This window comes from Inquilinus sp. KBS0705, assembly GCA_005938025.2.
Taxonomy (GTDB): Bacteria; Bacteroidota; Bacteroidia; order Sphingobacteriales; family Sphingobacteriaceae; genus Mucilaginibacter.
Window position 1 is genome coordinate 400,290 of the sequence record VCCI02000003.1, and the last position, 18,696, is coordinate 418,985.

Genomic DNA, 18,696 nt, shown 5'->3' on the forward strand with positions numbered 1-18,696 from the left:
GTTTCTATGAAAAAGTTTTTAAATAAATTTTTGTTAGTATTTATTGCGGGTGTAGCCATTACATCGTGCAAAAAAATAACCGACGAAACCAACGTAAACCCTAACCAGCCCACTAACCTATCAACCGGGTATGCACTAACCAGTGCTATACAATACCTGGGTGGCACCGCAGGCGGCTTAGGTACCACCAATATCAACAGCGCTGCAGGGCAACTGTATTCGCAGTATTTATCTGAAACGTTTTACACAAACGAATCGAGGTTTACACTGGCACAATACGATTACCAGGGCTATTATACCGGCCCCCTGCTTGATTTGCAGCAGGTGATAGATTTTAATACAAATGCCGATACAAAAAGCCTGGCTACCACTACATCTTTTGGCTCAAATGCCAACCAGATAGCCGCCGCGCGTATTTTAAGGGCGTTTATATTTTTAACCATGACGGATAGGTGGGGCGATATACCTTATACCGACGCCCTACAAGGCAATAAGGTGCTTACCCCTAAATTTGACGCGCAAAAAGATATCTACGCTTCGCTGTTTAAAGAACTGACCGAAGCACAGGCGCAGTTTGATGGCGGTGCACCGTTAACCAACGATATTTTGTTTGACGGCGACAACACCAAATGGAAACACTGGGCAAATTCGCTTAGGGCTATTATGGCCCTGCGTTTAAGCAAGGTAGACCCTGCCACCGGCCGCACCGAGTTTCAGAAGGCAGTAACCGCGGGGGTAATGACTTCAAACGCGGACAATGCTACTTATAAATACTTAACCGAGCAAAATAACGAAAACCCGTACTTTAACAACTACAGGTCGCGTTACGATTATGCGGTTAGTTCTACACTCGTGAACTTTTTAAATAACTATAACGACCCGCGCCTACCTGTGTACGCCGCACCAACAGCCGATAATAAATACGTAGGCCTGGTGTATGGTACTGCCGGCAGCGATTTAAATAACTTTAACATCGGCGACCGCGATAACCCGGGTAATGTATCGCAAATTGGAACTGCGTTTTCAAGCCAGGATTCTCCGTCAGCATGGACCAGCTACGCACAGGTATTATTTACCGAGGCCGAAGCTGCACACTTAGGCTGGATAACCGGTGGCGAGGCTGCTGCAGCTAACTTTTACACCCAGGGCATAACGGCGTCGTTGCAACAAAACGGCGTTGCGGCCGGCGCTATAACCACTTACCTGGCGCAGCCAAAAGTGGTTTACAACCCGGCAACCGCGGTTGAGCAAATTATCACCCAAAAATGGTTGGCCAACTACATGGGTAACGGCTGGGAGTCGTGGGCGGAGTATCGCCGTACCGGTTTCCCGCGCTTGGTTGACCCTGTGCCTACTGCATTAAGCCCTAACAAGCGTATACCACGCAGGCAACAGTACCCGCAAACCGAGAACGACCTTAACAGCCAAAATTACCAGGCTGTGATTGCCCGCCAGGGTCCGGATGCCTTAGATACACACGTATGGTGGGATAAATAATCCTGAGTACATACCAATAAAAAGCGCCGTTATGCATTGCATAGCGGCGCTTTTGCTTTTATTTAACTGAATTGTTGACAATGCCAATGTATTTACCAAGTTTTGGATATTACATTAAACACAGCTCTCTTTAAAAATGAAAACTACGGTATTAATTTCGCGCCTTTTGCTTGGGTTTTTATACCTGGTATTTGGCCTGGATTACTTTTTGCATTTTATACCTTACCAGCCATTGCATACCGGCGTAACCGGCGCGTTTATAGCAGGCCTTAAAGGCATCGGTTATTTTTACCCTATGATAAAAACCATACAAATATTGGGAGGCCTCTCTTTATTGCTTAACCGTTATCCGGCGTTTTCGGCGGTGGTGCTTTTCCCTATCAGTTTAAATGTATTGCTGTTTCACACCATATTGGTGCCATCGGGTTGGCTTATGGGTGTATTTTTAATTGTACCCAATGTGCTTTTAGGCATAGGTTATTGGCAATATTACAGCCCTATGTTTACCGTGAAACCGGTGGCGAAGTAAACTTAAATATATCAGGCTATCCTGTTAACTACCAGGACAGCCTGATATCAATTAGTCTATCTTAGAGATTCTGCCTGAGCCTGAAGTATGGCTTTCGCCGATAGTTGCATTGCCCGAGTATTGCAGGCTTCCAGAACCTGATATGCGCCCCGATACCGATTTGTTGGCAATTAAAACCACTTCGCCTGAGCCCGATATCCTTGCCGATACGGTTTCGGTTTTAAGCTGCCTGCCGTTTATACTTCCCGAGCCCGAAACACTAACATCGGCCTGGCCGGTGCTGCCTTTTACATCTAACCCACCCGAACCGCTTACATGCAGATCAAGCGATTGTGAGGTTACCGCGCATTTTAAGTTACCAGAACCACTTACAGAAACTTTTGCATTGTCGCCGGTTAGCATGCCGGTTAATACCGTACTGCCCGAGCCACCATTAGCCAAATAGTTTAAGCTTTTTGCAGTGATGTAAATATTGGCGTGTTTTAAATTACGGTGATTTTTCCAGCCGTTTTTAAAACCAACTTTTAGTACGCCATTCTCAACTTCGGTTTTTATATCGTCTAATGCGTCGGCATCTACGTCCAGTTTAATGCTTTCGGTACCATCAATAGTTACCGTTACATTAAAGGGCCCGTTACTTTCTACGCCTGTATAACCGGATACATTGCGGGTTACGGTTTGTGCCCGGCTGCTAACAGACAGCATTAATGTGCATGCAAGCACTGCTATAACTAAGGTGTATTTTTTCATAATATAGGTTTTAATAAAAAGACGCCGCAAAATAGCGAAACGTTGCATCGATTTAACGTTTTTGGACAATTTGAGATTGAAATTAAAACGAGTGGCGAGGCGCCATGCCTTAACAGACAGGCTGCAACTCATCACCGTTGGTATTTCAAAAGAAATACCAACTGACGAAAGCCAAGACTTTTTTTATTGAAAATATTTGATTTAAGCTATCATGAGAAAACATTAAGTTTATGAGAAATAGCTAAAGTTTCGGTTTTTTTACATTAATGTTGTCTGATATCATGATCTGTTCGTTACAATAGCATTTTACGTTCTTCAGCAGGTAAACATTATCCTGATAATCGTAATTGGTTCCTTTTTTCCCCAGGTAATCAGCACCTAAAATATAGGTATCCGGAATAACACGGTTGTTATGGTCAATAGCTGTCCAAACCCTTATGCCGATTTTACGGCCCGGATTTTTATTTCTATCGGTGTAACCCGATCCAATTTTTAGCGCAAAGGGCCCGGCACCGTTTATCAGGTTTTTACCTGCTTTAAAGTCGAAGCTTTCGGGCAGCAGCATCTGCCCGCTGTACTGATGATTATATTGTATAAGTTGAGTGATTTTTTGCCGCGGAAAGTACACAGCGAGTGTATCCGCAGACTCGGTTGTGCAACAGCCATGATAGGATGCAATTTTTACTATCGATACCGGCATGTTTACATTAGCAGGTTCAAAGTAATCCGCAGCCACCTCGTCCGATCCTTTAATTATCGATTCACCCTTCAGGCCGTTATCAAAATAATTAAAGCCAACTTTGGTTTTTAAATTCAGCACTGTTAATATATTTTGTAATGTGGGCTCCCACTCGTTTTCGAACCGGTACTCCCAAATGGCGCCTAAACGAATGGTTTTTACCGGGTCGGTTTCGTCGTTGGTAGTCAGGTTCAACTGCCCGCCTATGGTTGAACACGTTGTTCCTGCTGCGGGTTGATAATTAAAGCTCCTGCCTAACCTTACCAACCAGTATTGGAGTTTAAAGGCAGCCTTGCGCCAAACAGGCTTAACCCGTTCATTTATAGGAGCCGGATTAAAATGAATATTAACATCTACCGAATCGCCGGGTAAAACGGTGATGGGCAGTTGCCGAGCCTGTTTTTGATCATCTGTAAAAGCCAAATTCCATAGAGCCGGCTGTTGAAAATCTGCTTTTGATATCGTTAAGTTCTTATTTCGAAGGTTTTTTATCCTGAACGTTGCCTTGTCAAGATTAAGGTTTTTAGCTTTTCCAGCATTTTCGGGCCGGCTTTCCGGGTCGTATGAATAAGAAAACACGGCAAAATTTCTTTGCGGGTAAGGGCCGGTGTTTTCTATAGCAACACCGCCGGTTGGCGCATTTACCAGGTGCGTGTAGTTTTCAGTTGCCGGCCATGCACTTATTGAATTTTCAGAGGAGCGATTGAACTGATAATTCAAAATAATACCTGTAAGTATATTAAATAACACCAGGCTATAAGATATTGGTAAAGCAGCCTTTTTATTTCTGCTGAAAAGAATGAGTATTAACCAAACCAAGATTGTTAGCAAGCCAATTATGTATGGCAAATAAATATTGACGAGCGCGCCAATATCATCTTGGAGAAGGTTAACGGATGTTGCTATCCAGCCGGACACGGCAATACTAAGTATTAGGGGCAAAATAAGGGCGTATCGGTTTTTAAACGGGGGCATTAAAATAAATTTAGCGCGGCAATTAATAAACGGTCAAATTTACGCTTAATATATGTGTTAAATACAGGCAGCGCTGTTTGTACCTTAATGTGTGTAATTAGCTCAGATCGATGATAGCGGCATTTTAAAATTATTTTTTAGAGTTACAGGATGTTAATCACAAAATGTATTTAAAAACAAATAACCTGCTAAATTCAATTTAGCAGGTTACATGGTACTCAGCGGAGATGAGGAAGTTAATAGCAACAAGGCCCGGCTATTACTTTTTTTGAATTCTTCTTATTGTTTGGTTTACCAGGTCTGTTACAAATATGCCATTCGGATTTACGGTTATCCCAACAGGAGCTGTAAACCTTGCTTGTGCTCCATCGCCATCCTGGTACCCTTCAACTAATAGATCTGTAATTGGTGTTAATACGCCGTCATGCGATAAATGTAAAATTTGGTGTTTGCGTTGTGTTGCCGAGGATGTGTCAGTAACCGCTGAACGTGTTATAGATATGAAAGCGTTTTCGTACGGAGAATTATTAAAATTTTTATCTCTTTTTGTAACAGCTATATCGTTAATAAAGCGCTCATCGCTTTCTTTTAAGCTAAAAAAGGTTGAAACTCTACCATCCAGCGTTACCTTGCGAATGGTTTGACCACCCTTATCATGTCCATTGCCATCAAGTACCCATAGCGTACCATCATTTGCATATCGAATACTGCTCAAATAATTGAACCTGGCATTTTCCCCTTTTCCATCAACTAAGCCAAGTACCCCAGTTTTACCAGCCAATATACTAGTTGCACCATCTTTCGTCACTTTTACTATGCGGTAGTTAAAATTGTCAGAAATGTAAATAGTACTGTCTGGCCCTATGGCTAAGTCATTAGGCGAATCTAATGGCAAACCTACAGCAATCTTTTTTAGGATCTTATTTTTATCAATTTTATAAATGCTTCCAACGTTCGAGGGCGGGTACCTTAAATTTTCGACGGCCGATAAGTATATCGTGCCATTTTGCCCCGCTTTAATACCATAGGTGTTAGGCCTGTTTGGCAAATATCTAACCACTACTTTACTTGGCGTTATTTTATAAATTAAACCTCCGGAGTTTGGAGACGAAACATACATGTTTCCATCCGCCGCGCTACATATATGGTAGGGTAACTGAATTTTTTTAAGACCGCTTGGTAAAGTTCCGGATATATAGGTGCTTACAACATAAGATGGGCCTGTAAAATTTGCATTAACATTTTGTGTAAGTAAGCTTCCTTTCGGTACTTCAGGCAGTATCAAATCTTTTTTACAAGTTTGAAAAAATAGGGAAATCAAAAGCACAGTGGCAATTTTGAATACCTTGGTAAGCATTTTTTTCATAGGTCATTTTATTGATGGCACAATTAAATCGTAACTTATTTACTGATTGCCTATAAAGTTATCGTCAAAATTTTGCGACTAACTCATTATCTGGGGGTTGTGCACCAACATGTGAAGAAATATAAAAATTGCTCACATTGCTCCCACACCTGCTAAAGCATGCCTAATTAATTATTAAAAAAGCATTGTCGGGCAAGTTGCCAATAACGCCCATTTTATACGCGAATTGGTAAGTAAAATGAGGTTTTGGTAAAAAAAAGCCTGCAATAATTTGACTGCAGGCTTTTAATGCCTTGATATTGAACTTGGCGGAGAGGGAGGGAATGATACAATTCTCAAACCGACTTGAATTTCAATATGTTATGTGGATTTAAATTCTTACTCACCGAATTACTCACCACTTTTTGAGTACAGATTAATTGCAAATCTTATATTCAAAAATACCACTTTAGAACGATATATCCAACTATCTAAAGTACCTCTAAAATCGCGTCCAAACTGTTATATTAAATCACATTAGGCTAAATGCATCACCGCATACAAAGCAGTGGTTGAGATGATAATCCAAAGCACCACTCCTTGCAACAGAGGTTTGAATCCAACCGATGCCAGTACCTTTCTGGATAAACTTGCACCGATCAAAAACAAGGTGAGCGTTAAACCGGCCTTCGCGATAATGATCATATAGGGACTGATTAGTTTAGTGGCGGGAATGTAGGTATTAGCTATCATTGCCAAGACAAATAATCCTATGAAATAAGGAATGCTGATCTTCTTTGATTTATTCTTAAAAATAAATGTAGACATAAAAGCTACCGGAATGATCCATAAAGCGCGGGCCAATTTAACTGTGGTGGCTACTTCCAAGGCATGCGGTCCGTATTTGCTGGCCGCACCCACGACCGAACTGGTATCATGGATAGCAATAGCACACCATAAGCCAAACTGCGTTTGTGACAGGTTGAAATGATGGCCAATCATCGGGAAAATAAACAGAGCGATAGAATTCAGTATGAACACGCAACCAAGCGCTACGGATATTTGCTTTTCTTCAGCTTTGATCACAGGTGAGATGGCGGCAATGGCACTGCCACCACAAATGGCGGTACCGGCAGAGATCAGATAAGAGGTTTTCTTTTCAATATTTAACCACTTGCCCATAAAGTAACCGAATATCAATGTTCCGGTGATCGATGCGATGGTGAATAAGACCCCTTCTCTTCCAGCCTGCATGGCACTATGCACATTCATGCCGAATCCTAAACCAACAACGGATATCTGCAATAATAGGTGAGTAGCTTTGTGATTCAGATGCAAGTAAGGGTGCCCGGTAAACTGGGCAATCACCAAGCCCATCAGTAAAGCGATTGCCGGGCTGATAAACGGGGTTAGACATAAGGTTACACAAATTATAAATATAACCTTCCGGCTGTTTTCACTCAAATTGATTAGTAGTCCGGCAGTTTTAGAAGTTAATTGATGTTGTTGAGTATGCATGATCTTGTTTTTTGATACTCAAAGATCCATCATTCTAATAGCCAATTTTCATCACAAATGGCGATGATCAATAACCAAAAGTTATTTAATTTTTTGAAAAGTACAGTATAGAAATTGCTGTAAAGTACGAAAAGGCGTCAGGTGTTCCTTAGTAAAGCAATTTAGCTTTTTGAAATAAGGGCCGAACTTATTGCAAAGCGATATTTCAGAGAATTGCTGCACGGGCAAATTGCTGCACTTCTCGGGTCCGTCTAACGCAAATGTGCTGATTATCAAATAGCCGTTCTCTTTTAGATTTTTGTTTACATTATCTAAATATAATTGCTGGTCTTGTAGGTCTGTCAGGAAATGAAAAGCAGCCCGGTCATGCCAGATTTCAAACTTTTTTGATTCTTTGAAAACCAGCATATCGCTAACCACCCAATTAACCAGGGTTGCCTGTTTGCCCATCCGTAATTTTGCCCTTTCTATCGCCGCAGATGAAATATCCAGTACCGTAATATTGGTATAACCCAATGCTAATAAATGGTCGGCCAATAAGCTATCGCCGCCACCTATGTCAATGATAGCAGCATCTTTGGGTAATTTAAGCCTGGAAATAATACTAAGTGATGTTTCAGGGATCGGTTCATACCAACTCGCGTCGGTAAGTGGTTTGCTTTGGTAAATATTTTCCCAATGATCTTTGCTATTCATAGTTATAAGAAATGTTTAATTGCTTCACCCAAGTCATACACCTTTGTTTTTGCTCCAAAAGCATTCTGGATGATGCTACTGCCGGCTGCGCTTCGATAACCACCCGCACAGTGAACAACAATGGGCTTGTTAAATGGTATCTCTAAAACCCTTTCGCGTAGTTCTGGCAAAGGGATAGCGATTGCATTTTTAAATACCGGATGTACTTTAACCTCACCCGGATTCCTGATATCCACAATGGTATAGTTCTGCGGATTAGTTCTGAATTGCTCAACGTCTAATGTTTCCATTATTTCCTTTCCATCATTTCCTACAAAAGCCTGCTCTATAAATACTTCATAGCCGATCTTAGCACAACGCAAAACCAATTTCTCTAACTCACTATCGCTTTCAGCGATCAGGTAAAAAGCTTCCCCGGGCGAAATGATGCTTCCGAGCCAAGTTTCAAACTTACCACAATGCTGTATATTAATAGAACCGGGGGGATGCCCGCTTTTAAATGCCCCTTCCGGCCTGGCATCTACCACAAAAATATTTTTATTGATTTTAACTGGTTTACCAACAGATACTCCCTTTAATGAATCAGCTAAATCCGGTGCGCCGCGCTTATTTAGTTCCACATCATAAGGAAAATACTTAGGTACAAAAGGCTGATCCTGCAAAAGCACCTTCATAAATTCGGCTTCGCTCATTGCCTGTAGCGACCAATTGCTTAATTTCTCAGCGCCGACGGTACTGTTATTGGCCTCACTTAAAGCCTTACCACAAAGTGTTCCAGCCCCATGCGCAGGGTAAACAATGACGTCATTATCAAGCACCATTAACTTATCCCGGAGTGAATGATACATTTTGGCTGCTAATTCTTCCCTCTTAGCTGTTAGGTTACCTGCACTCTCACGTAGGTCTGGCCTGCCGCAATCCCCGATGAATAAGGTGTCACCTGTAAATACCGCTTTGTCTTTACCATCGTGCATTAATACGATGGAGATACTGTCAGGAGAGTGGCCGGGCGTGTTTAAAGCTTTTAACATGATCTTGCCAAAACTGATACTATTTCCATCATCAAAAGTTTGATGCGGATACGCAGCGCCTACTAATGCAGAACAATAAATGGTCGCGCCAGTTGTTTGATGCAATTCTAAATGCCCGCTTACAAAATCGGCATGCGGATGGGTTTCGATTACGCCGATGATCGTCGCTCCATTATTTTCAGCATAAGCCAAATAATGGCTTACATCCCGTGACGGATCTATTAGAATTATCTTCCGGTCACATTCACTTAAAATAGCATAGGAATAGTGAGACAGTCCTTTATCTTCAAATTGTTCGATTTTCATTTTAGCTGTTATTATTAATGAGGCAATTTCTCCCTTAACAAACCATAGGTCCATGTTCCCGCAATCGCGCTTAACAGCGTAACAATGATTACCCAAAAGCCGCTGCCGATTTCAGCAAACAGCGGCCCCGGACAAGCGCCCGTAATTGCCCAGCCCAAACCAAATATCAATCCGCCATAAACATTCCCCCAATGAAATGTTTTGTCAGGAATAACAATTTGCTCTCCGTGTATGGTCTTTAACTGGAACCGTTTGATGAGTTGAATTGAAATGATACCCACGACTATCGCGCTGCCAATAATCCCATACATATGAAAGGCTTGCAAGCGGAACATTTCCTGTATCCTGAACCAAGAGATCACTTGTGATTTGACGAGGATAATACCGAAGAGCATCCCCACTACCAAGAACTTTAGACTTTTCATAACTGTAATAAATAAGGTAAAATAAACCAGGTCATCACAAATCCGCCGATCATAAAGCAACAGGTTGCTATTAAAGATGGCCACTGTAAAGAAGAGATCCCCATGATGGCGTGACCAGAAGTGCAGCCTCCCGCATACCGGGTTCCGAAACCAACCAGGAAACCACCCACAACAATAAAAATAAATCCACGCAGTGTTAATAGCTGGCTAAAGCTGAATATATCCTGCGGCAATAAACCGCTAAAATCCTTGACACCTTCCTGCTGCAGCAGTGCTGTCGTATGTGGATTGATATTAACCTGTCCGGAGTTCGAAAGCAGGTTGGTAGCAATAAAGCCGCCTATAATAATCCCGGCTGCAAAAAAAAGATTCCAGCTCTCCTTTTTCCAGTCATACTTAAAGAATGAAATATTGGAGGGGATGCAGGCAGCGCAGACCTGCCTAAGCGTTCCGGAAATACCAAAAGTTTTATTACCTAAAAGTAATAAAGCTGGTACGATCAACCCGATCAGGGGACCTGCCATATACCAGGGCCAGGGTTGTTTAATGATATCCATATTATTTTGTTAAAGTTGTGATCAATACAAATATGCCCATCAGCAACACAAACCAGCCAAAAGCAGGCTTTAGTTTTGTTTCGCTTATATATTTGGTTAAATAGCTGCCCGTTATAATTCCGGCTATGGCAAATGCTGAAAACAGCAATAAGAATTTATAATCGATTGGGGCATGTCGGCTTATGTCACCCAATACGCCTAACAATGAACTGATGGTCATTACCATTAAGGATGTGCCCACGGCTTTTTTCATGGATAAACCGGCAAACAAAACCAGCGATGGAATGATTAAAAAGCCACCGCCCACGCCTACAAAACCGGTGATGATGCCAACTATAATACTTTGGATCACCAATTTGTTATAGCTCAACTGTGAGTCGGAAACTAAAATTTCTTTTTTCTTTCTGATCATAGAAATAGAAGCGGTCAACATTAATACCGCGAAAACAAGCATTAATAATACCGGCTTGGTCAATTCAAACGAACCAATATTGAGCAGATGATGCGGCATGGCGGGCATCACCCATTTACGCATGATGAATACGGCTATTAATGATGGGATACCAAATACAAAAGCTATTTTAAAATTGACGTTACCTTTTCTATAATGGCTTATCGCGCCCGCCGAGCTGGTTAACCCTACTACAAACAGGGAATAGGTTGTCGCTATAACAGGGTCGATCAAGAAAAAATAAACTAATATGGGGACAGTGAGAATAGAACCGCCACCGCCGATCAAACCTAAAGACAGACCTATTAATATTGCCGCCGCGTATCCTGCTATTTCCACTCATTTTTTGATTAGGAAACAAATGTACCAGGATGCAGACTGTGAATTGGTGACCTATGTTACAGAGGGATATTTAAAGTGATTTTATTTCTGGAGAGCGTAATTAATTCCTGTTTTTCCATTTGTTTAAGCAGTCGGGAGATCACCTCGCGGGTGGTGCCCAATTCTTCAGCCAGTTGCTGATGCGTTATACTGAACTCATTGGATCCATAAACACTGGCCTTTCTCTTCAATAGGGTAACTATCCGGTCGTCTAACTTTTGGAAGGCAACTGCATTGATCACATCCAGCAACTCTTCAAAGCGTTTATGGTAAAGTTTAAAGATAAAGTCGGCCCATTCCGGATACACCTTTATCCATTCGCTGGCTTTTGCTATCGGCAACATTAGCACTTCCGAATCTTCTTCTACCACCAATTTGACCTTGCTGGTATCTTCATGTATCCCGGCCAAAAAAGACATAATGCAGCTTTCGCCGGGTTTGATGTAATAAAGTAGTATTTCCCTGCCATCCTCGTCCTGCCGCATCACGCGCATGCTGCCCGAGAGAACCACTGGTATCGACCGGATATAGCTATTAGATTGCATCATCACCGTTTCAGCAGGCAATGTTTTAAGTTGGCTGTTGGCGCGCAGTTCTTCTTCTAAAATTGCTCCGAATAATTTCATAGAACAAAGATAGCGGAACTAATGGTTTTAAATTAGTTACAATACCTGGCTATTATTCTGCTTGTTTTTGGTAAATAACGCTTTTACCTGACAGGTCATCGTTAATGCGCTTACCGCCAGATACATGGTTAACGGAGCAATAAAGATCATGGTATGGGTGTGTAAATACCAGTCTATAGCGGATAATGCCGGCATAAATACGACGATCATCCCCCTAATACCTGCTTCTTTATAAGAAAGGTTTTGTGGGGCATCTTTATCAAACGAACCTGTTTTGGTGTTTATCCCGATCACAGCCTTATCTTCCAATGCAATATGTTCTATTTTTTTTTGCGGGAGCGTAAGAGAATTTACATGCTTTTCCGGTTACTAAAATTTTAGGGTCGATAACTAATTGATGAGTTTTCATGATGTTTTCCTTCTGTTTTGATACTCAAAGGTCAATCATAAAAGCAAGCGGTTTTTATCATAAAGCCGGATTGATAATAATCCTTAGTTATCAAATAGCTTGATAGCTTTTCGTAAAACGCACAAACAATTCTGCCAATGATGATGGCTGCCCGTGCGGCTGAATAAAATAGAACGGGCGTTCAATGGTTAGGTCTTTAATATCTACTATTTTCAAAGTATTTGCCTTAAGTTCATTTAATATAGACTGAACAGAAAGGAAGGCGAAACAATTGCTATGCATCAGGTATGATTTAATGCTCTCAGTTCCTCCTAACTGCATTTCTGTATGCAGGTCGGCGATTTTGATATTAAAGGGCTTTAAGGCGTGCGCGATCACATCCAGTGTACCTGAGCCTGGTTCACGTAATAACAGCGGCAGAGTTTTTAAATCCTCCGGTTTTATAAAGTCTTTTTTGATCGTGTTATTTTTGATACTGCAAACCAGTACCAGTTCATCTGCTATAAATTCCTGGTATTTAATCTGCGGGTTACGGTGTATTCCTTCTACAATACCGAGGTCAATTTCTTTATTTAACAGTGCCTGCTCCATTTGCTCGGTGTTTCCGGTAACCAGGTTAACTTGCACCTCTTTAAATTTTTGATGGAATTGGGCTAAAACCGGTGGAATCACATACTGTGACACCGTATTGCTTCCGCCGATACGCAAAGTTCCCGAATGCTGTTTAATCAGCAGGTTCATATCAAATTCCAGTTCTTTGTAGATTGCAAGAAGTTTGTCAGCATATTGCAGCAACGTATCGCCCGCCGGGGTCAGTTCGATCTTTTTATTGCCGCTCCTTTCAAAAAGGGTAGTTTTATATTCTGCTTCCAATTCCTTGATGTGTTTGGTAACCGCGGGCTGGCTGATATATAACTCAGCTGAGGCTTTGGTGAAATTAAGCCTTTTGGCTACCGTATAGAATACTTGTAAGCGGAAATCTAACATAATCTTATATAAGGTTTATCATCAGTTTACTTGGACGATAAGGTAAAGTTATTGATTTAATTCCAACCCCATTTTTTAAATATCTTGTGGCCCGCTGCGCTTTGCAGGAACTGAACAAATTGGTTAGCCTGCGCAGTATGCTTACTATTAGTAGCCAATGCAACTGGCGTTCCCCGGTATAAATGCAGTGAAATCGGTAATTCAACTATTTGAGTAATCGTTTTCAGGTTTTGATGCCATGAGGCATAGGTGATCCAGGCGTCATAGTGATTATCTTTTTTCCAGGCATCTATCCCTAAAGCGGTATTGGTGAAAGAACCTGCGATATTCTGTTGAATGCTACCAATGAGATTTTCTTTCCCGGCAATATCTTCCCACAATCCAAATTGCCCTGCGCCGTTCACATCTAAAATATGTATTCCCGGCCTGGTCAGGTCTTTCAGTGTTTCAATATGTTTAGGGTTTCCCGGCCTGACCAAAATTGCAGCTCTTCTTTTATACAACTCCACTCTTGTACCGGCATCAACCATTCCCGGATGGGCCTGGATAAACTGCGTGAGCATATACTCGGCACCACCATAAATTACATCGGCATTTTGCTGAGCCTCCGTCAGCCATTTAGGCTCTGGGCCTCCCGTTACGATTACAGGGATACCTGTCTTTGCGGTAAATACTTTAGCGCAATCCTGCATCGCGGATAGCGGGCCACCGGGGCCATAAACATGCAGGGTATCGGTTTGGGCGAAAACTGACAGGCAACCTATGGTGGCGATCAGCAATAACATATATATTTTCATCTTATTTAGTTGTAAAGCCGTATTTGCGGTAAATCGCTTTGGCCGTCGGGCTGATCAAAAAATCCATAAAATCTTTCGCTGCCTGTGCATGCGGTGCATTTTTCATTTGACCAGCAACGTAAGTGGCGTTGATGTTATCTTTAGCGGGTATCTCTATCAGGTCTGTCGGGTGCTTGATCGTCATTTGATAATAAGCCTCACTATACCATACGGGGGCCGCGTCTGATTGGTTGTACATGATGCGCATCGGTGTTTGACGGTGATGGATCTGCGTTAAGTAGGTAGTGCTATCTTTTACCTTGTCTTCCATAATGGTTTTGCGCAATGTTTCGGTACCAGCCAATAAATAAGCCTCTTCAATGCGCTTGCCAATACCTTCCCATTCCGGGTTAGGCATACTCACCCTTACGTCTGCGCGGCCCAGGTCTTTCAGTCCTTTTACATTTTTAGGGTTGCCTTTCTGCACCATAATCGCTAAACGGTTATAAGCATAGGGTTCTGTTCTGCTAAAGTATTCGGGCATCTGGTCGGTGCGACTTTTGCCCGCGGTATATACATCCGGTTGTAAGGTGATGCGCATATTGCCGATGGTGATAGAACCACCGATGATCTGCTTAGCTAAAATTCCCGGCGGTAAAGTTTCCGCGAAAATGCGCTGGTATTGCGGGTGTTCCTTTTTAAATGCTGCCATCAGGTCGTCAATACACATGAACTGATTCCCGGCAAAGAATACAACTAACTGCGGATCGTTAATGTCGCCAAAAAGATCGGGCACGTTATCTACGCCTGGTACGGTAAACATAACCTTACTTTCCGGCGGTGTATTCCATGGCGGATCAAAGCGGTGATCCTGGGCTTTTACCTGGCTGCTCAGAGCGGATATTATTGCTATTGCGAATGTTATTTTATGAAGATATTTCATAATCTGTTATTTACAATTTAAAGTTGTGATACGAATTACGGATGTACGGTTGCCCAGCCTTCATATTGACGGATAATGATCTCACCATTGCCACTCGGCACATAGGAAATAAAAGGGAAAAGGTCAGCTTTATCGATCTTTCGCTCCCTGATCGTGTTGCTGCATTGGGCTAAGACTACGCCTTTTGCCTGCAAGTCTTTCAAAGCCTGTTCGTAAGCGCCGTTTTTCATAAATACGGCTACGCCATCACCAAATGCAACTAATTCGACATGCAGTTTACCTTTCAGCCGTGGATCTTCAATCGCGTTGTCGATATTACGCAGGGTCCCTTTGATCTTTTTCTCGTCGTTAGAATTAAGGATGTACAAAGCATTGTAATGTTTAAGTTTAGCCTCGGCACCGGTAAAGGTGGCCGGGTCTGTTTGTTGCGCTGTGGCAGGTTTTACAAAAGCCATCAGGGCGAATGCTGCGAGTAGGAAAGTGTACTTTTTCATGGTTTCTATTTGTTTACGATTTTTTACTGGTTAATTCTTTTTGTGCGTCTTTTATTGGTTTGAATGGGCCGAGTTTGTGTTGCTTTTCGCTGTAGCCATCCGCATAGGGGCCAAACGGGAAATCGATCGGTTTTTTCTTCAGGTCGGTCCAATCCTTGTGCTGGTCTTTATGCGGCCTGGGTTGCGAATTAACAAACGCTGCTACATTCCAGGCCTCTTCGTCTGTCAGCTGCGGGCTTTGGTAAGTAGCACCAAAAGGCATATTGTTTTTTACGAATCCGGCAAAGTTGGTCAGCCTGTACATTCCTGCACCATCGTTATAGCTATGCTTTCCCCAGAGCGGTGGGTTGGCATAGGTTTTTTGATCTGCGTTCAAAAGGCCTTCACCATTGGAGCCATGACAGCTCTGGCATTTCATGACAAAAACCTCTTTACCTTTTGCCGGGTCAGCCGCATGATCCATAAAAGCTATTTTTTCAGTAGCACTGCCGAATAGCTTTTGGCCTTTCTTCACATCCTTGCCTAACCATTTCATGTAGGCCAGTATAGATTGTACTTCTTTACCTAGTATATCAGGCACCTTGCCCGCTAAACTGCGCTCAAAGCATTCTGCAATACGCTCTGAAGCAGGTTCTACTTTACCACTGCGTCCGCTCATTTTTGGATAACTAGTAACGAAACTGGCATAGTCATTCCCAAATAACTTGGTGCCGCCTGCCAGGTGGCAGTTCTGGCAATTCATCCCATTGGTGATCATGGCTACACTTCCTTTGGGCCCTAAGTATTGGGCCGTATGCGCGATCAGCTCGCGGCCGTAACGAATAGCATCACCTGCTTTACCTGCAGGGATGGTACTTTCATCAGGCGCTTTCCAGGCATCAGCAGGGATAGAACGGGGCGTAGTAACGGCAGAGGCTTCGTTTGACAGGATACTTCCCGTCGATGTGGTTGGCTTGGTTACGGTCGATCTGGTTGAACCTATATTAGATAAAGAGATAATAACTATAGCAATGCAGGCAACTGTGATACAACTAATATAAACCGTGTACCGCGACAGTTTAACTACCGTTTTTATAAGCTCTTTTTGTGATTCCGGATTTTCCATTTACTGTCTTTTGTGATTGATATACCAAAAGTACAGTCAAAAAAGACGTTCGTTATATCGTAAAATGTGATGTTCAATAACCAAATGTTATGAATCACGCATCAGATACTGGCGCACCTTTGAAAATCCACTACGCATAATGATGATCTCATCTTATGTACGATGAAACCGCGCTCAATCTAAGTATTTCGGGGCAAACGATTTTATAGGAAAAAATAGCGGCTTTAATTGCCGGATAACGGATCTATTTACCATTATGAAAAACATCATAATCAAGCTACTAACGTGGTTCGGCTACTCTAAAATCATGTTAAAACTAACGATTCTGTTTCATATGTGCTGAGTCGCAAAAGTTATCGGCATTTTCAACAAACGCTTTGAGATGTCAATTTTCCTAATACTATTACCTGGAAATCGATCTTGCTATATTCTTTTTTTGACGATTCTTTCCGTAAACCGCCTCATCATCAACATCGTCACGGATGTCAAAGGTTACAGGAGTGGTAAAATCCTCCAGTGAATGCTCGATATTAGCAGTTTGCCCGGCAATGCTTTCTTGATTAGCAAGCTCAATATCGCTTTCAGATATTCTTAAGTCGAAGTAACCCATTTCTATCCGTTCATTTAAACTGCCATTCTTTTGGACGTTGGCATAAGCCATGGTTTCCTTCAGTTGCCTGTCAAATTCAAATAAGCTGTCAAAGAGACCTTCGCCGCTTTGCTTGAACGCAACTCGGTCGAACTGACCCATCTTTTTAGAATGTTCTTCATTCTTCCCACGTGAATTATTCATCGGGCTAAGTTTGATCGTATTGGTAGCATCTTTCCTAGATACAATTACCTGTATGTGTAATTGCTCACCATCCTTCCTGTCGCCGCGCGTTTTTAAGCCTTGTTTGACTTCAGGATCAGTGTAAATATAATAACGATAGTTTTCAAGTTTGGCAAACCAAACCAGGTCTTCATGGCTATTCACGCCTTCGCGCTTGAAGTTCTGTGCATAGGCATCCATAACCCGGACTGCAAAACCCTTTAACTGACTTTTCACACCATCATCGCCATATTGCTCCCTTAGAAATGCGATTTCCTTTTGGCTTGGGCTAATATTAACCAGGAAGAATTTGGCATCAGCCTTACCTAATTTGGCGATATTATTATCTATGGTTTTCATCACCTGATAGGGGTCAATATCGACCGTTTTGCCGTTGAACCAGTCTTCGGGTTGGTTTTTCTTTTCGATCCGGTTCTCTTTTTCCAGGTAATGCACCAGCCCACTGCTGCTCCCTTTGTTGGCCGCTTCCTTGCTGTCACTGATATTGATAAACATATTGTCTCCCTAATTAATTACAATAACCGCACTTGTTCTTTGGTAACTGCAATCAGCTCTTCTTTTTCCCTACTTGATATCATCATGGTAAACGCTTCCCTCGATTTTATATAAGCCTCCAAAATGGAAATGAACTGCGCTTTCAGCATTTCTTTACTTTTCTGACTTTGTAATATCGCCTCCATCAGCCGGGCCATTTCGCCGACCATGTTTGCCAGGGTATGCTGATTATTCAGTACATCCACATTATGAGTCAGCACTTCTGTATTAAATCGATCGATGATCTGCCGCTGGGATTCACCGACCCTGTCCAGCATCGTTTTAATAGGAACCAGCAGCATGTTTTCCTGTGTTTTGATAAAGCCTATATATTGTTGGTGGTTTTTCAGCAGAGTGTTTTTCAAAAGCTCATCATTCAGGTCTATAGGGTCTTTCTTACTTTTATAAAAATAATCGACCATCTGAATAAAAACCTGGCGCTTTGTACGGCCCAGCTTTAGGGCGATCTTTTCAAACTTTTGATCAACCACTACGGGGTATCGCACTGATCTTACATTAATGTCTTCCATTGTTCTAATCCATTTGTCCGCATAAGCCTTAATTCAGGTTTATAGGGTTGTCCAGTTATAAGGAATACTGCCAAGTATTCTTTTTCTTTTATTTTTCAGCCAGGAACCGCCTAAAGTATCCCCGGAGGATACGCAAAACCCCCGTATCGAAGCGTAGGGCAAGCAAAGTAGGGCTCTGCCCAACTTCCGCTTGCTCCTTTTCTTCCATGAAGAAAAGGACGATGAAGATCCCTGAACTTGTTCGATGCGGTCATAAAAAA

The 18,696-nt window shown here is 42.2% G+C and carries 20 protein-coding genes; 2 read left to right on the top strand and 18 right to left on the bottom strand.

All coding sequences use genetic code 11. From position 1 onward, the window contains the following. Nucleotides 1-6 precede the first annotated feature (6 nt). A complete protein-coding gene (locus FFF34_016050) occupies nt 7-1,497 on the top strand; it encodes a SusD/RagB family nutrient-binding outer membrane lipoprotein (GenBank protein ID TSD64064.1) in 1,491 nt (496 codons plus the stop codon). A gap of 136 nt (nt 1,498-1,633) precedes the next feature. Next, nucleotides 1,634-2,026, top strand: a complete 393-nt coding sequence (locus FFF34_016055) for a hypothetical protein (protein TSD64065.1) — start codon at nt 1,634-1,636, stop codon at nt 2,024-2,026. A 51-nt stretch (nt 2,027-2,077) separates the two neighbouring features. Here the strand turns inward: FFF34_016055 and FFF34_016060 are convergent, their stop codons facing one another. The 18 genes from FFF34_016060 to FFF34_016145 form a co-directional block, all read right to left on the bottom strand. After that, a complete protein-coding gene (locus FFF34_016060; protein TSD64066.1) occupies nt 2,078-2,908 on the bottom strand; it encodes a DUF2807 domain-containing protein in 831 nt (276 codons plus the stop codon). A 109-nt stretch (nt 2,909-3,017) separates the two neighbouring features. Beyond that, a complete protein-coding gene (locus tag FFF34_016065; GenBank protein TSD64067.1) occupies nt 3,018-4,265 on the bottom strand; it encodes a hypothetical protein in 1,248 nt (415 codons plus the stop codon). 484 nt (nt 4,266-4,749) lie between these two features. Beyond that, nucleotides 4,750-5,856 carry a hypothetical protein gene (locus FFF34_016070; GenBank protein TSD64068.1) on the bottom strand — a complete coding sequence of 369 codons (1,107 nt, stop codon included), beginning with the start codon at nt 5,854-5,856 and terminating at the stop codon, nt 4,750-4,752. A 516-nt stretch (nt 5,857-6,372) separates the two neighbouring features. Then, nucleotides 6,373-7,353: a putative sulfate exporter family transporter gene (locus FFF34_016075; protein TSD64069.1), complete on the bottom strand. Its 981-nt coding sequence runs from the start codon at nt 7,351-7,353 to the stop codon at nt 6,373-6,375. 81 nt (nt 7,354-7,434) lie between these two features. After that, nucleotides 7,435-8,049 (bottom strand): class I SAM-dependent methyltransferase, encoded by a 615-nt coding sequence (locus FFF34_016080; GenBank protein TSD64070.1) that lies wholly within the window; start codon nt 8,047-8,049, stop codon nt 7,435-7,437. Between the two features lie 2 nt (nt 8,050-8,051). Then, a complete protein-coding gene (locus FFF34_016085) occupies nt 8,052-9,386 on the bottom strand; it encodes an MBL fold metallo-hydrolase (protein ID TSD64071.1) in 1,335 nt (444 codons plus the stop codon). A 14-nt stretch (nt 9,387-9,400) separates the two neighbouring features. Beyond that, on the bottom strand, nt 9,401-9,811 hold the full coding sequence (locus tag FFF34_016090) for a transporter (protein TSD64072.1): 411 nt from the start codon (nt 9,809-9,811) through the stop codon (nt 9,401-9,403). Further along, nucleotides 9,808-10,368 (bottom strand): YeeE/YedE family protein, encoded by a 561-nt coding sequence (locus tag FFF34_016095; GenBank protein ID TSD64073.1) that lies wholly within the window; start codon nt 10,366-10,368, stop codon nt 9,808-9,810. The genes FFF34_016090 and FFF34_016095 overlap by 4 nt, the downstream gene beginning before the upstream one ends. A gap of 1 nt (nt 10,369) precedes the next feature. Then, nucleotides 10,370-11,158, bottom strand: a complete 789-nt coding sequence (locus tag FFF34_016100; protein TSD64074.1) for a sulfite exporter TauE/SafE family protein — start codon at nt 11,156-11,158, stop codon at nt 10,370-10,372. A 59-nt stretch (nt 11,159-11,217) separates the two neighbouring features. Beyond that, nucleotides 11,218-11,826, bottom strand: coding sequence for a Crp/Fnr family transcriptional regulator (locus tag FFF34_016105; protein TSD64075.1), 609 nt, complete (start codon nt 11,824-11,826; stop codon nt 11,218-11,220). A gap of 36 nt (nt 11,827-11,862) precedes the next feature. After that, a complete protein-coding gene (locus tag FFF34_016110) occupies nt 11,863-12,135 on the bottom strand; it encodes a hypothetical protein (protein TSD64076.1) in 273 nt (90 codons plus the stop codon). A 190-nt stretch (nt 12,136-12,325) separates the two neighbouring features. Then, nucleotides 12,326-13,222, bottom strand: coding sequence for a LysR family transcriptional regulator (locus FFF34_016115; protein ID TSD64077.1), 897 nt, complete (start codon nt 13,220-13,222; stop codon nt 12,326-12,328). 56 nt (nt 13,223-13,278) lie between these two features. Beyond that, nucleotides 13,279-14,019, bottom strand: coding sequence for a hypothetical protein (locus tag FFF34_016120; protein TSD64078.1), 741 nt, complete (start codon nt 14,017-14,019; stop codon nt 13,279-13,281). Nucleotide 14,020: 1 nt separating this feature from the next. Then, a complete protein-coding gene (locus FFF34_016125) occupies nt 14,021-14,941 on the bottom strand; it encodes an ABC transporter substrate-binding protein (protein ID TSD64079.1) in 921 nt (306 codons plus the stop codon). A 35-nt stretch (nt 14,942-14,976) separates the two neighbouring features. Next, complete coding sequence (locus tag FFF34_016130) at nt 14,977-15,435, bottom strand: hypothetical protein (GenBank protein TSD64080.1); 459 nt, start codon at nt 15,433-15,435, stop codon at nt 14,977-14,979. Nucleotides 15,436-15,448: 13 nt separating this feature from the next. After that, complete coding sequence (locus tag FFF34_016135) at nt 15,449-16,540, bottom strand: c-type cytochrome (GenBank protein TSD64081.1); 1,092 nt, start codon at nt 16,538-16,540, stop codon at nt 15,449-15,451. Nucleotides 16,541-16,943: 403 nt separating this feature from the next. Beyond that, on the bottom strand, nt 16,944-17,867 hold the full coding sequence (locus tag FFF34_016140; GenBank protein ID TSD64082.1) for a molybdopterin-guanine dinucleotide biosynthesis protein MobB: 924 nt from the start codon (nt 17,865-17,867) through the stop codon (nt 16,944-16,946). Between the two features lie 17 nt (nt 17,868-17,884). Further along, complete coding sequence (locus FFF34_016145) at nt 17,885-18,436, bottom strand: hypothetical protein (GenBank protein ID TSD64083.1); 552 nt, start codon at nt 18,434-18,436, stop codon at nt 17,885-17,887. Nucleotides 18,437-18,696: the final 260 nt, after the last annotated feature.